This window comes from Sorangium sp. So ce726 (assembly GCF_051521405.1).
In the GTDB taxonomy this organism is placed as follows: Bacteria; Myxococcota_A; Polyangia; order Polyangiales; family Polyangiaceae; genus Sorangium.
Genome location: NZ_CP150349.1, coordinates 1,123,907 through 1,137,045, shown reverse-complemented (window position 1 = coordinate 1,137,045; position 13,139 = coordinate 1,123,907). Strand labels below are relative to the sequence as shown.

Annotated in this window: 10 protein-coding genes; 6 read left to right on the top strand and 4 right to left on the bottom strand. The window is 70.6% G+C overall.

What is annotated here, in order from left to right:
• Position 1 precedes the first annotated feature (1 nt).
• Positions 2-772: an SDR family NAD(P)-dependent oxidoreductase gene (locus WME79_RS04240; RefSeq protein ID WP_437532231.1), complete on the bottom strand. Its 771-nt coding sequence runs from the start codon at positions 770-772 to the stop codon at positions 2-4.
• A gap of 296 nt (positions 773-1,068) precedes the next feature.
• On the opposite strand from WME79_RS04240, the gene WME79_RS04235 reads away from it, so the two are divergent.
• Positions 1,069-3,654: an ATP-binding protein gene (locus WME79_RS04235; RefSeq protein ID WP_437532228.1), complete on the top strand. Its 2,586-nt coding sequence runs from the start codon at positions 1,069-1,071 to the stop codon at positions 3,652-3,654.
• Positions 3,655-3,705: 51 nt separating this feature from the next.
• On the opposite strand, the gene WME79_RS04230 is transcribed toward WME79_RS04235, so the two are convergent.
• Positions 3,706-4,455, bottom strand: coding sequence for a hypothetical protein (locus tag WME79_RS04230; protein WP_437532225.1), 750 nt, complete (start codon positions 4,453-4,455; stop codon positions 3,706-3,708).
• A 564-nt stretch (positions 4,456-5,019) separates the two neighbouring features.
• Between WME79_RS04230 and WME79_RS04225 the strand changes: the two genes are divergently transcribed.
• The gene (locus WME79_RS04225) at positions 5,020-6,150 is read left to right on the top strand and encodes a hypothetical protein (protein ID WP_437532222.1); all 1,131 of its coding nucleotides are present in this window, start codon (positions 5,020-5,022) and stop codon (positions 6,148-6,150) included.
• Between the two features lie 79 nt (positions 6,151-6,229).
• Here WME79_RS04225 and WME79_RS04220 read toward each other — a convergent pair whose 3' ends face one another.
• The gene (locus WME79_RS04220) at positions 6,230-7,582 is read right to left on the bottom strand and encodes an MBL fold metallo-hydrolase (protein ID WP_437532219.1); all 1,353 of its coding nucleotides are present in this window, start codon (positions 7,580-7,582) and stop codon (positions 6,230-6,232) included.
• Positions 7,583-8,223: 641 nt separating this feature from the next.
• Here WME79_RS04220 and WME79_RS04215 point away from each other — a divergent pair.
• From WME79_RS04215 to WME79_RS04200, 4 genes are all read left to right on the top strand, one after another.
• Positions 8,224-10,137: a glycosyl hydrolase gene (locus WME79_RS04215; RefSeq protein WP_437532216.1), complete on the top strand. Its 1,914-nt coding sequence runs from the start codon at positions 8,224-8,226 to the stop codon at positions 10,135-10,137.
• Positions 10,138-10,372: 235 nt separating this feature from the next.
• On the top strand, positions 10,373-11,101 hold the full coding sequence (locus WME79_RS04210; RefSeq protein ID WP_437532213.1) for a hypothetical protein: 729 nt from the start codon (positions 10,373-10,375) through the stop codon (positions 11,099-11,101).
• 180 nt (positions 11,102-11,281) lie between these two features.
• A complete protein-coding gene (locus tag WME79_RS04205) occupies positions 11,282-11,578 on the top strand; it encodes a hypothetical protein (protein ID WP_437532211.1) in 297 nt (98 codons plus the stop codon).
• Positions 11,575-11,949 (top strand): ribosomal protein bL12, encoded by a 375-nt coding sequence (locus WME79_RS04200; RefSeq protein ID WP_437532208.1) that lies wholly within the window; start codon positions 11,575-11,577, stop codon positions 11,947-11,949. Before WME79_RS04205 ends, WME79_RS04200 begins: the two co-directional genes overlap by 4 nt.
• A gap of 176 nt (positions 11,950-12,125) precedes the next feature.
• Here the strand turns inward: WME79_RS04200 and WME79_RS04195 are convergent, their stop codons facing one another.
• Positions 12,126-12,866 (bottom strand): WHG domain-containing protein, encoded by a 741-nt coding sequence (locus WME79_RS04195; RefSeq protein WP_437532206.1) that lies wholly within the window; start codon positions 12,864-12,866, stop codon positions 12,126-12,128.
• Positions 12,867-13,139 lie beyond the last annotated feature (273 nt).

The window sequence follows — 13,139 nt, the reverse complement described above, 5'->3', positions numbered from 1 at the left end:
TCTATAAGGAATAGCCACCATCGCTGACGAGGAGCGCGCCCGTCATCGTGGCAGAGGCGTCGGAGAGCAGGAACGCGATGAGCCCGGCGATCTCGTCGGCGCTCGCGAAGCGGCCCAGGGGCGTCGACGTCGCCGCCATCTGATCGAACGCGGCGCGCTCGCTGCCGGCCGTCGTGACGAGCGCTGGAAAGAAGGGCAGCTGAGCCCAGAGCGGCGTCTCGACGCCGCCGGGCAGGACGCCGTTCACCCGGATCTTGTCGCGCGCGCCCTCCTTCGCCGCGACGCGAACCAGCTGCGCCGCTCCCGCCTTGGAGGCCCCATAAGCAGCGCTCCCCGGCTCGGCCTTCACGGCCGCGACCGAGGAGACGACGACAGCCGTCCCGCCACGACCGGCCTTCCTGAGGAGACGAAGGCCCGTCCGGAGCGTCAGAAAGACCCCATCGAGGTTCACGGAGAGGACCCGCCGCCAGTCGTCAAACGACGTCTCCTCGATCGGCGCGCCGTGGGCGATACCGGCGTTCGCGACGACATGATCGAGCCTCCCGAAGCGACGCTCGACAGCCTCCTCGATCTCGCCCCACGAGGCGTCGTTCCCCACATCCGCTTCGCGCAGCATCAGCTCCGGCCCGCGGAGCTCGCCCGCGAGGGCGTCGAGCGCGTCGCGGCGCCGATCGATCAGGACCAGGCCGGACGCGGTCTGCGATAGCTTGCGCGCGGTCGCCGCGCCGATACCCGACGCCGCTCCGGTGATGAGCGCGACTCCATCCACCATGGGCGTACCTCCTCTGGCTCTGGTCTCTAGCACGGCGGCGCCGCCGTGCGCAGGCGCCGGTTCAGGGCCGGTGGGACGAGGGGGAGACGCGCGCAGGCCAGCGCCGCCGGGAGGGCTCGACGGGACGGACGCCGGGCGCTACCACAGCGCCCAGCGGCGAGGTGAGCGGCGGATCCGACGCGCCAGCCTGCTCGAGCGTTATTTTACACGGCCGCGCGCGCTCAACCGAGGCGTTCCCGTGCTGAGCAGGTTTGATGTCGCCCGCGCTCGCCTTATGCTCCTGTGACGATACGACGATGAGACGTCTCTACCGCCTCTCTGCCAAGATCAGCAGGCTCCTCACGGCCCGTCGGACGCGCGAAGCACACGCGCGGACGCCCCGTGTGGCGCCGCCGGCCGAGGCCCCGACTGGCACCGCCGCCCAGGATCAGGAATGGACGCCGGGGCCCCTCGAGCAGCAGCAGGCGGTGCTGAAGTACGTCATCGCCAACGTCCCCCACGCCATCTTCTGGAAAGACCGTCACGGACGGTTTCTCGGGGGAAATCAGAACTTCCTCAATGACACCAACACGAAGGTGCTGGAGAACCTCGTCGGCAAGACCGATTTCGACGTGTGGGGGACCAAGGACGCCGAGTGCTTCGTGCGCATCGACCGGGAGGTCATGGAGGGCGGCACCCCGATGCTCGACATCGAGGAGCCGCTGCTCCGCCCGGACGGCGAGCAGCGGTTCCTGCTCACCAGCAAGGTGCCCATCCGCGACGAGCGCGGCGATGTGACGGGGATCCTCGGGATCTACGCGGACATCACCGAGCGCAAACGGATGGAGATCGAGCTCCAGAAGGCCAAGGAGGCGGCGGACGCCGCGGCCTGCGCCAAGGGGGAGTTCCTCACGGTGATGAGCCACGAGCTCCGGACGCCGCTCTCGCTCATCCTCGGACCACTCGAGTCGCTCCTGTCCAGCCGGGACGAACTGCTCTCGCCGCGGGTACGGGGGGACCTCGAGCTCATCCAGCGCAGCGGGCGGCGGCTCCGCCGGCTGGTCGACGATGTCCTCGATCACCAGAAGATCGAGGCCGGCAAGATGCAGATCGACTGGGAGGCCGTCGACGTCGGAGAGCTCGTCTCGGACATGGTGGAGGAGGCTCGCCCGGCGGCGGCGCGCGGCGGGCTCGATCTATCGATTCATGTCGATCCCGAGCTGCGGAGGGTCCCCGCCGATCGGCGCAAGCTCGAGAAGATCGCGCTCAACCTGCTGGGCAACGCGCTGAAATTTACCCCGCCTGGCGGTCGCGTCGCTGTCGACCTGCGGGCGCTCGATGGTCTGTTCGAGCTCTCGGTCGAGGACACCGGCCCTGGCATCCCGGCGGACAGGAGACACCTGCTCTTTCAACGGTTTCAGCAGATCGACGCCTCGGCGACGCGAAAGCACGAGGGGACGGGGATCGGGCTGTCGCTGGCCAAGGAGCTCACGGAGCTCATGGGCGGCACGGTCGGCGTGGAGAGCGAGCCCGGGATCGGCTCTCGTTTCTTCGTGCGGCTCCCGCGCGCCGCGGATTTCCTGGCAGCGCGGCGGGCGCCCATCGCGCCTGAGCCGCCGAGGTCACTCAACGGCACGGGCACCTCCGAGCCCCCCCCGTCGTCGGTCAACCTCCGCAGCTTCGAGGTGCCTCCGCTGCCCGCCGCAGGCGCGCCCCGCGCCGACGGCGGCGCGGAGGGGCCGCGCGTGCTCGTGGTGGACGACAACCCGGACATGAGATCGTACCTGGCGGACATCCTGTCGGCCGGACACGAGATCGTCCTGGCGACGAACGGCCGGGAAGCGCTCGAGTCGATCGCGGCGAAGCGGCCCGATGTCATCGTCTCGGACGTGATGATGCCTGAGATGGACGGATTCGAGCTGGTCAGGCGGCTCAAGGGGGATGCCGCGCTCCGGGACATCCCGGTCCTCCTCTTGACGGCCAGGGCGAGCGGCGCGGAGGCCGTGGGGGGGCTCGACGTCGGCGCCGACGAATACATGAGCAAGCCGTTCGACCCCCTGGAGCTCAGAGCGCGAGTCCGCGCCGCGGAGCGGCTGCACCGCGCCTATCTGGAGCTCGCGGCGAAGAACAGCGAGCTCGCGGCGGCGCTGGAGCGGCTCTCGGAGACGCAGCAGGAGCTCCTCCAGGCGGGCAAGATGGCGGCGATAGGGACGCTGGTGGCGGGGCTTTCGCACGAGATGAACAACCCGGTGTCGGCCATCCTGATGAACGCCCAGCTGCTGCTCAGGCGGCACCGGAAGGGGCACGGCCTGCCCGACGAGGCCTCGCTCCTGAAGGCGCTCAGCACCATCGAGCGGCAGGCGATCCGGTGCTCGGATCTCGTGACGGCGCTGCTCGAGTACTCGCGCGGCAAGCCGATCGGCCGGGAGCCGTGCGACGTGCGCGCGGCGCTCCGCCGCGCGGTCGACCTGTCCGCGCCGCGGGCGCGCGAGCGAAGGGTCCACCTCGAGGCGGACGGCACCTCATCGGCGCTGCCCGAGGTGCTCGTCAACGCATCGCAGCTCGAGTCGGCCTTGCTCAACGTGATAGGCAATGCGCTCGACGCCAGCCCTCACGGCAGCGCCGTGGTGGTCGAGGCTCGCCCGCTCCCGCGCGGGGACATCCACGGCGTGGAGATCGACGTGCACGACCACGGCTGCGGCATCCGCGCCGAGGACCTGAGCCGCATCTTCGAGCCGTTCTTCACGACCAAGCCGCCCGGGCAAGGGACCGGGCTCGGGCTGTCGCTGACGCACCGGTTCATCGAGGAGCACCACGGCAGCATCCGTATCGAGAGCGCGCTGGGCGAGGGCACGACGGTGCGGATGTGGCTGCCCGCGCTACAAGCGGAAGGGGCGGAGTGAGGCGAGGGAGCACGCATTCACGACCACGCCGGCCACGCCGGCCACGCGGCGTCAGCTCACCGGCGAGGCGCAGAGCTCCGCGGCGAGCGCCGCGCCCAGGGCGAAGAACGCCGGACGGGCGGGCTCCGGGCCACCGCCCAGCCGGCGCTCGAGCCGCGCCGGATCCCAGCCGCAGGCATCGTAGGTCTCCAGCGCATGCCGGTCGCGCCTGGACAGCCGGGCCCTCGCGCCGTGGAGCGCTGCGGTCATGGCCGGCAGCGCCGCGGAGAGCGCGCGGCCGGTCTCCCCCCAGTCGTCGAGCGACGAGGGGCTCTCCAGCACATCGACGACAAGGCCCGTGAAGAACAGGCCGACGACGGCCTCGCAGAGGCGATCCAGCGCGCCGCGCGCGGCGTCATCGCCCATCGTCCAGAGGGCCGGGTCCGGGTTGAAATAGCCCAGGAACGCTTGCAGCATGAGCATCGGCGTCTCGGGCATCAAGAAGCGACGCTCGCCCCGCTCGCGCGCCCGCCTGCGGAGCACGCGCATCATCGCGATCATGATCTCGCCGACCGCGAACCCCTGCTGCGCCTGCTCGGCGAGATCGTCGCCCATGTCCACCTCGACGCGGACTCCGGGGGCGAGCCGGGCGACGAACGAGATCCCGAGCGGGTGCACAAACAGAGTCCTCGTGGCGAGCATCTCGACGTCACGGAGGACATCTGCGGGGAGAATCGCCGCATAGGCGACGAGCGCACGCTGGACCGCGCCGGTGATGAGCGGGTCCTCCGGGACGTCGTCGACCAGGTCACGCAGGCTCATGATCGACTCCGCATGATCGCGGAATAGCACAGCTGGACGAGGAGCGGCGCCCGCTTCGCGCCGAACGCTCTCGATGCCGCCTGCGGCAGCGCGACATCGGATCTGTCATTTATTTGCGGCGAGCGATCTGTCATTTATTTGTGACGAGAGATCCCGTCATTTATTGATAATGAAAAGGGAGGGAGGCCACGGCGCCCCGCGACCCCCTCGAGCCTACAGCGCACCGCATCAAGCTCGTCCTCGAGGCGGAGCTCGATCTGCTTCAGGCCCTCGAGCTCTCCCACCCTCTCCTTGACGGCCGAGAGCCCTCGGCGATCTGGTCGTGGCGGGCCTTCGGTCTCCACGCCGTCGCGGTAGGGGGCGGGCATGGCGGCTTGGATGCCCTGGGGCGGCCAGAGATTGGCTCGGAGCCTGCGGCGCGACGGCAACGGATTTTGGCAGATCCGTCGGCGGCCGAGCGCGCGGCGCGCGCGCCGTACGGGCGTCCCTGTGTGGTAGCTTCGGCGCATGACCAGCGCGGGCGCGACGCTGCCAGTCCCGGTCGCGACGCCGCGTCGAGCCGCGTTGCGCGGCCATCTCATCGAGTTCCTGCTCGTCGGGGGCGCGACGCTCGTGCTCTTTCCGCTCGCGTGGCTCGCCCGCAGGGCCGTCGGGCTCGACGCGGCGGAGCTCGCGATCGGCTTCCTGACGTTCCACGCCGCGTCCGTGATCAACGATCCTCACTTCGCGGTGACGTACCTGCTGTTCTACAAGGACGCGAAGCGCCGCGCGTTCGGCGGCGCGTTCGCCCCGGCGCAGCGAGCCCGCTACATCGTGGCCGGTCTCCTGGTCCCGGTCGCGCTGCTCGCGTGGGCGATCGGGGCGCTCTCGACCGGCTCCGCGCGGTCGATGGGCTTCATGATCCAGCTCATGTTCCTCCTGGTGGGCTGGCACTACGTGAAGCAGGGCTTCGGCGTCCTGACGGTGCTCTCGGCGCGGCGTGGGTTCCGGTTCGGCCCCCTGGAGCGCAAGGTGTTCCTCGTGCACTGCTTCGCGGCCTGGGCTTACGCGTGGGCGAGCCCGGCGGATCCGGGCAGGGAGGTCGAGGAGAAAGGCGTTGTCTACACGTCGCTCGCGCACCCGCCGGCGCTCGAGCCCGTCACCGGGCTCGCGTTCGGGCTCAGCGCGCTCGCGCTGCTCTGGGTGATCGCGCGCAGGTGGCGAATGGAGCGGCGCCTCCCGCCGCTCGCGCCGCTGTCCGGTTTCCTCATCACGATCTGGCTCTGGACGGTCTACTCGAGCCTCGACCGGCTCATGGTGTACGTGATCCCCGCGCTCCACTCCGTTCAGTATCTTTATTTCGTCTGGCTCTTGAAGCGGAACGAGGCGCGCGACGCCGAGGGCCCGCCGCTGTTCGGGCGGCCGACCGGCCTGCGCCTCGGGATCCTGGCGGCGACCGCCGTCGGCCTCGGGTGGGTCGTGTTCCGCGGCGCGCCCGCGCTCTTCGACGGCGCGCACGGCGCGCACGGCGCGCTGGTGCTGAGCTCGAGCGACGGCGAAGCGATGTCCGACCTGGGCCCGACACCGTACTTCGCAGCCGTCTTCGTGTTCGTGAACATCCACCACTATTTCATGGACAACGTGATCTGGCGCCGGGAGAACCCAGAGACAGCGTATCTGCTGCGGCAGGACGACCGAGGCAGCGCGGCCGGCTGAGCGAGCAGCCCGGCGCGGCGGCGCCTCGACCACCCCGGCCGTGCGAAGACCGGAGCGCCGGCCGCCCCTCAAGGCCGCTTCACGCGCTCCTCTTCGCGGCCGCCCCCGCCGCGCGCGCGGCGAGCCGGACGGCGGCCGCCGCGGCGCCGAGCGCCGTCGCCGCGAGCAGGGAGACCCGCAGCCACGCGGCGGCGACCTTCTCTGGCCGGTAATCGGGCAGGTACGGGCGGGCGGCGCGCGGCAGCACCCAGGCCTCGCTCCCGGGGCCATCGCCGCCGATCGCGTGCACCACGCGCGCGAGGCGGGTGCCGGGGTACGAGCGGCTCTGCAACCAGGGGATGAAACGGAAGAAAGGGACGTGGCCAGGCGCCTGCCGCTCCATCCAGGCGAGCGCACGCTCCAGCTCGGCGGCCGTCGCGGGAGCGCCGCCGTCGCCTTCGAGTCGGCGCCATTCGCCATGGCCAGGCAGGAGCCACGCGAAGCGGAGGTGGCCAGCGCCCGCCAGCGCCACAAGGCGGCGCACGGAGCGGATCTGGCGCTCCCAGTCGTCCCAGCAGTGGAGCCGGAACGCCACGATCTGGCCGATGCGGCGCGAGTAGGCGAGGTGGTCGCCGGTGAACAGAAAGCGGCCCCGGTACAGCAGGCACATCGAGCCTGCGGTGTGGCCGGGCTGGGAGAGCACGGCGAGCTCGGCGCCGGCGAGGTCGCCGTCGGCGAGCGGCGAGCCGTCGAGGGCCATGGGATCGAGGCGGTCGCTGAGCTGGATCTCCACATCGGAGGTGGCCGGATTGCGCCCGTCGCCGCGCGCGATCACGTCCGAGGCGCCGAGGACGCGGCGGCACCCAGGGAAGCGGGCCGCGAACTCGGCGTGGTGCGCGGTGTGGTCACGGTGGGTGAGGAAGATCCACCGCACGCCGCCGTGCTCTTCGAGGAAACGGAAGACGGCCTCGGTCGGGCTCGGCAGGTCGACGAGCACGCCGCCGCCGGGGCGCTCGATGAAGTAGGCCGTCGCGCCCGCGTTTTCGCGCGCGGGATGGCCGAGGGCCCAGACGTCCTCTTCGATGCGGCGCGGCCAGGCGCGGAACGGGGCGCCGAGCGCTCCCAGCCCGGCGCGCGCGCGGGATGGCGACGATCGGAGGCGCAAGGCGTTGACCGGACAGGCGGCGACCGCCGAGCGCGCCGCCTCGAGGTCGGCCCGGCTCCGGGGCTGGCGCAGGATGCCGGTGAAGGCCCCTTCGTCATAGGTGCCCGCGAGCACGGCGGGGCCGCGGCGCCGGACGTCGCCGTCCATGGCTTCCCAGTGCGCGGGTGCGACCTCGCCCAGGAGCTCTGGAGCGAAGTTCCTGCAGACGCCTGCACCACAGCAGGCGCGCGTGACGTGAAGTCGTCCCCAGTCTCCCTCCTCGATATCGTCGCTCTGCGCATTGTCCATAGGCGAGCAGACTACCACGCTGTTCGCGAGCTGGCATGTGCGCCGATCGCCTCAAGCGGCCGGGCGCGCCGAGCAGGACAACCACCATGACATCATCACCACACCACCCGATCGTCCAAGTCGTACACCATCGTCCTCAGTATCTGTGACATCCGCGACGCGCGGAGATCGTCATGCCGGCGGCTGAATGCGCGCATCGTCTCGGTAGAAGAACGTGGATGGGGACATGGGAGCAGAAAGTTCTACCTCCGCGGCGGGACGTCGCGCCGGATCAGCAGAGACACCTCCATGACGTCAAGGCCGCCTGGAGAGATGCGTTTGCGCCGCCGTGACGCTCAGCCGCCCTGTTTCCCCGATTGTTTGGCGTCCTCGCCGAGGCCGCGCGCACAAGCGCGCTCCCTGACGGTGACCCATGAATCTATGAACCGGTTAATACAGCGCCGGGCCTGCAGGCCACGCGCCCGCAGCGCCTCGGCGAGCGCCGGCTGCGACGCGCCGCGGCATCATGGCAAACGCACGCGCGCGACGAAACCAGCACGAAACCGGCGGCGGCGGCGTGCCCAGCACGTGGCTGTTGACACTGAACCGATTAACACGTTTTATTTCGCCCCGTCATTGCCACCGTTCGCAGGGAAGAACCCATGAATCTCATCCAGCTCAGCCCACGCTTCTATGCCGCATTCCTCCTGTGCTTGACGGCCGCATGCGGGTCGTCGAGCGACGACACGCCGCCGGAAGGCTCGGGGGGCGGGTCGTCAAGCACCTCCGGAAATACATCGTCGAGCGCCTCGGGGGGCGGGTCGTCGAGCGCGTCCGGAGGCGCGTCGTCGAGCACCTCGACAGGCACGCCGGACGACACACCGGAGTTTCCGGACACGCCGAGGGGTGACCTCCTCGAGGACCTCTGGACGTCGTCTCGAGCCGGCAAGTTCCGGTTCGGTTACGAGAACGCCATCACGTGGGGGCTCTACGATCCGGGCACCAAGCAGTTCGTGTCGACCAACGACTGGTTCTCGAGCATGGCGGGCGCCGCCAGCCGCGGCGAGCGGGGCTGGTCGTCGGACGCCGGCTCCACCGTGGGAGAGAACCCCGGGTTGCTCGGCATCTCGCTCGACGCGATGGTCTTCGATCCGGTCCCCTGGAATCGCCGCGACGTCACCGCGGCCGCCGCGGCGTACATGCTGGAGCAGCCGGGCGGGATGGTGGCCTTCGACTGGCACACACCCCCGTGCAACTACGACATCAGCACCTCGGACTTCGCGGACGCCATCGAGACGCCGCTCGCCACCCTCTCGGTCGACGGCCAGAGCGTCCCGATTCACGCCCAGGGCGGAGGCACCCCGTTCTACGCCGAGACGTACTATTCGCGCTCCCTCGGCTCCAGCGCGGACATCCCGGAGAACTTGAAGTGCATCTGCAAGATCGCCAACGATGTGCCGATCGAGCAGGGGACCCACGCCGGGATCTCGGCGCGCGACTGGCTCGTCGCCCACGCGAAGTACGTGGCCCAGTTCTTCCGCGAGCACGGGCTCGACGGCAAGCCGATCGTCCTCCGTCCGTTCCACGAGCACACCGGCGGATGGTTCTGGTGGGGTCAGCCCTACTGGAACTGCCAGGCCCTGCTCGACGACGATCAAGCCGTCACCGGCCCCGCCGCCTACAGCGCCGCGTACCGCACGTTCGCCGAGGCCATCCGGAGCGAGCCGGGGATGGAGAACGTGATCTTCGCGTACTCGACGGACAAGGTGCGCAAGCTGAGCGACAGCTCGGTGACGCCCGCCGAGGCGAAGGTCAGGGATCCAGAGAGCCTCTCTCGTGACATGCTCCGGGCCCGCCTCCTCGGGGAGCTCACCGAGCTGGGCGCGGCGTACGAGAGCCCGCCCCAGGAGGCGATCGCGGCGCTCGAGGACGACAGCCAGCCGCCGTCCGCCCTGCTGGAGGAGTACTACCTCGAGGCGTACCCTGGCGACGACCTCATCGATATCCTCGGCATCGATCTCTATTACCCGTACGAGCGCGCGGCGTCCTCGGCAGATCTCGAGGACATGAAGGCGATGGCGAGCGCCGTCGCGGCGATCGGCGCGGCCAAGGGCAAGCCTCACGCGCTCACCGAGACGGGCACCTACCGGCTGCACCTCCTCCACCGGGTCAGCAAGCTCGCGGCGGGCGCGTCGCTCACGCTCTACCCGGCAGACCACGTGAGCAAGTGGCACGACACCCTGTTCGATCAGAGCCTGCGGACGGACTTCCTGGCCAACTACGGCCTCAGCTCGGCGGGCGCAGTCGCGCTCTCTTCCGCCGAGGTAACGAGCCTGTTTCCGGACGCGGGGCAGGGCGCGCTCACCGAGGACTGGTACAACACCCACCTCCTCGATCTCGCCAAGAGCGCCGGCGTCGCTTACGCGCTGACGTGGCAGACCTACTACGACGGCAGCGACTTCGACAACAAGGCCGTCTACTACTACGTTCCCTTCCCGGGCCACCCGGAGGCGGACAACTTCCGTCGCTTCGCGGAAGATCCGGCGGTCTGCTTCGGCGCGACAGCCTGCCAGTAGCCCGGCGAGGAGCGGGGCGCGGACATCCGCTCTAGACGTGAAGGACACGCCGAGCCGCAGGCCTCGCGGTCAGGCGTCGAGGGTCACGCGATCCCAGGCGGCCGAGAGCCGCCGGAGCGAGGGAGCTCCGGCGGCTCTTTCACTGTCATTGTCGCCGCAGCTGAGGGCGCCCTCCCCGGCGCGCGCTGGCCACGACGACCGCGCTGGAGTAAGGGGAGATCGTTCAGGAGGCACCATGGGCATCTCCATCGCGTACTCGGGCAAGCTCCGCGACCCGACCGTCGTCCCCGAGCTCGTCGCGGATCTCGCCGCCAAGGCCGCGGCCGCCGGCTGGCCCAGCAAGACCATGAAGGAGCTCATCGCCGATCGGCGCGTGACCTGCTCGGGTCTCGAGGGGATCACGCTCTATCCTCACCGCGAATGCGAGCCTCTCCATTTCCACTTCGACGCTGAAGGCACCTTCATCAACCACACGTACCACGCGCTGCTCAGCGACTCGAAGATGGCGGACATGATGCGTCAGGCGCTGGCGGAGTCCGCGGCCATCACGCGCAACCTCAGCCGCGCGTCGCAGGAGAAGGCGGGGCGCGGCGGAGGGCCGCGCGTCAGCGTCCCCAGCCTGCCAGAGGCGCCGGGGGTCGAGTTCTTCAAGGAGGGGAGCCGCTACAACTGGACGAAGACGCAGTTCGCCGGCCCCAAGGTGCACGTCGCCGTGTGCGCCATCCTGCGGTACGTCAAGCAGCGCTATGCGCCCGAGCTCGACGTCAAGGACGACAGCGGGTACTTCGCCGACGGGGACTACGAGAAGCTCGAGGGCCAGCTCGCCTACGTCGAACGCCTCACCTCGCTCGCATCGCAGGCCATCGAGGCCGCCGCCGCCGCGAGCAAGGGCCCGATGACGCTCGACGCGTTCGTGGACCGGATCAACGAGGAGCTCGCCGAGGCCAAGGACAAGCTGCACTGACGAGCGCCCGCGCCGCCGCCGCGGTGAGCGCGCCGCGGTCTCGTCGCGCGAGCCTCATCCCATCTCTCCCGCGAGGTCCGTCCGGGAGATCACGCGGCGCGAGGAGCGGGCGGGGGCGAACTCGCGAGGATCCGCGATAGCCCGCTTGACGTGTCGTCCACGCCTCGCTGTTCTCTCGTCATGAAGCTCAGCGCGCTCCGGATCGCCGAGCCTTGCCATGAGGACTGGAACGTCATGCCGGGCGACGCCCGGGAGCGCAGCTGCGCCGCTTGCCAGACGCGGGTCCTGAACCTGTCCGAGCTCTCCCGCGCCGAGGCCGAGGCAGCGCTCGCTCGCCGTCCCCCCGACGGCCGGCTCTGCGTGCGGTTCGCGCGCGACGAAGGCGGCGAGATCGCCACGCGGACCCACCAGGAAGAGCGGCTCCTCGCGGCGCTCCAGGCGCTCGCGGGGCGGCGGCGGGCAGAGGAGGCGCCGTGAGCCTCACCCGCGAGCAGGTCATCGCGTACATCGAGGGGCTCACGGCCGAGGAGCTGGGCGAGCTCACGAGCGAGCTCATGCAGCGGCTCGGTCAACCGGCGACCGAACCCGCGCCCCCGAGCTTCACCATGGGGGCCCTCCCGCCGACGCCCTGGTACGACGAGGACACGTCGGTGGTGCTGCGCAGCTTCGGCCGGGAGCGGATCGCGGTGATCAAGGCGGTCCGGGAGCTGTGGGGGCTCGGCCTGGACGACGCGAGGAGGCTCGTGGAATCGGCGCCGATCGTGCTGCGGGAGGGCTTGAACCGCATGGAGGCGCAGGCCGCAGCCGAGCGCCTCACGAGCGCGGGGGCGGAGGTCGAGCTGCGCTGAGGCGCGGTTGCCCCAACCCGGGTCGGGTCGGCTCACGCATCCGGGTGCTGCCCCAACCCGGGTTGAGGCGCGGCTGCCCCAACCCGGGTCGGGTCGGCTCACGCGTCAGGGGGCCCCTGCGCGTGCTGCCCCAACCCGGGTTGAGGCGCGGCTGCCCCAACCCGGGTCGGGTCGGCTCACGCATCAGGGGGCCCCTGCGCGAGCCCCTTGCCGAGCACATCGAGGACGGCCGCGGCGAGCTCCATCGCGCCCTCGCGCGGCAGATGGCCATCCAGGAACATGCGCGCGAGCCCGTAGACGATCGCCCGGCCCGCGACCTCGATGACGATGGGGTCGGTCGGGCGCAGCTCGCCCTGCGCGCGCGCCTCCTCGAGCATCTCCTGAAGCCGGGACCGCGCCTCATCCTCCGCGGCGACCAGCGCGCGCGCGTGCTCCGGATCGGCGCGCAAGGCAGGGCTGTTCAGGAGCTCGAACAGCGCAGGATGCTGGAGAGCAAAGCGGACCGAGGCGAGCCCGAGCGCGCGGAAACGCAGAAGCGGGGTGGGCGCCGCCGCGACCTCCGCCGCCGAGACGAGCTCGAACCGCTCGATCCCGGCGAGCGCGACGGCGCGCAGGAAATCCTCCCGCGAGGGGAAGTGACGGAAGGGCGCTGCCGGAGAGACGCCCACCCGCCGCGCCGCCTCGCGCACCCGGACCGCGTCGATCCCGTCTTCCTCCAGGAGCGAGAGCCCCGCGTCCACGAGGGCCCGCTTGAGGTCCCCATGATGGTAGCCGCGCGCCGGCCGCTTCGATGCCCTCCGCTCGGCAGGCGACTTCCTGGCGGGCGCCTTCTTGGCGAGCGACTTCCTGGCGGGCGCCTTCGTGGCTGGCGCCTTCTGCGCAGGCGGATCCTCGTCGCGCTTTCGACCCGGGGGCATGCCGCGCTTTCCGGGTGGCGTACGGCGGCGTCAAGGAGCGGCGTACGGCGGCGTTCAAGGAGGAGATTCGGCGACAGGGCGCCAGCTGCCCGGGTCCGCGGCGGCATCGGGTAGACTTCCGCATCGTACAGACGGCCGCATCGGGCACCTCGCGCAGCCGGAGTCCGCAGGGAGCAACCGGACGCCCAGGGCCCGGCTCCGCAGGATCCCGCTTGCGCCAATGTGATCGATGATTACATCACCAGCACCCCGATGTGATCACCGATCACATCG

Bases quoted from the DNA above. Each gene is read 5' to 3' on its own strand.
- WME79_RS04210 (WP_437532213.1), top strand. From the start codon at position 10,373: ATGGGCATCTCCATCGCGTACTCGGGCAAGCTCCGCGACCCGACCGTC.
- WME79_RS04215 (WP_437532216.1), top strand. From the start codon at position 8,224: ATGAATCTCATCCAGCTCAGCCCACGCTTCTATGCCGCATTCCTCCTG.
- WME79_RS04205 (WP_437532211.1), top strand. From the start codon at position 11,282: ATGAAGCTCAGCGCGCTCCGGATCGCCGAGCCTTGCCATGAGGACTGG.
- WME79_RS04195 (WP_437532206.1), bottom strand. From the start codon at position 12,866: ATGCCCCCGGGTCGAAAGCGCGACGAGGATCCGCCTGCGCAGAAGGCG.
- WME79_RS04220 (WP_437532219.1), bottom strand. From the start codon at position 7,582: ATGGACAATGCGCAGAGCGACGATATCGAGGAGGGAGACTGGGGACGA.
- WME79_RS04235 (WP_437532228.1), top strand. From the start codon at position 1,069: ATGAGACGTCTCTACCGCCTCTCTGCCAAGATCAGCAGGCTCCTCACG.
- WME79_RS04230 (WP_437532225.1), bottom strand. From the start codon at position 4,455: ATGAGCCTGCGTGACCTGGTCGACGACGTCCCGGAGGACCCGCTCATC.
- WME79_RS04240 (WP_437532231.1), bottom strand. From the start codon at position 772: ATGGTGGATGGAGTCGCGCTCATCACCGGAGCGGCGTCGGGTATCGGC.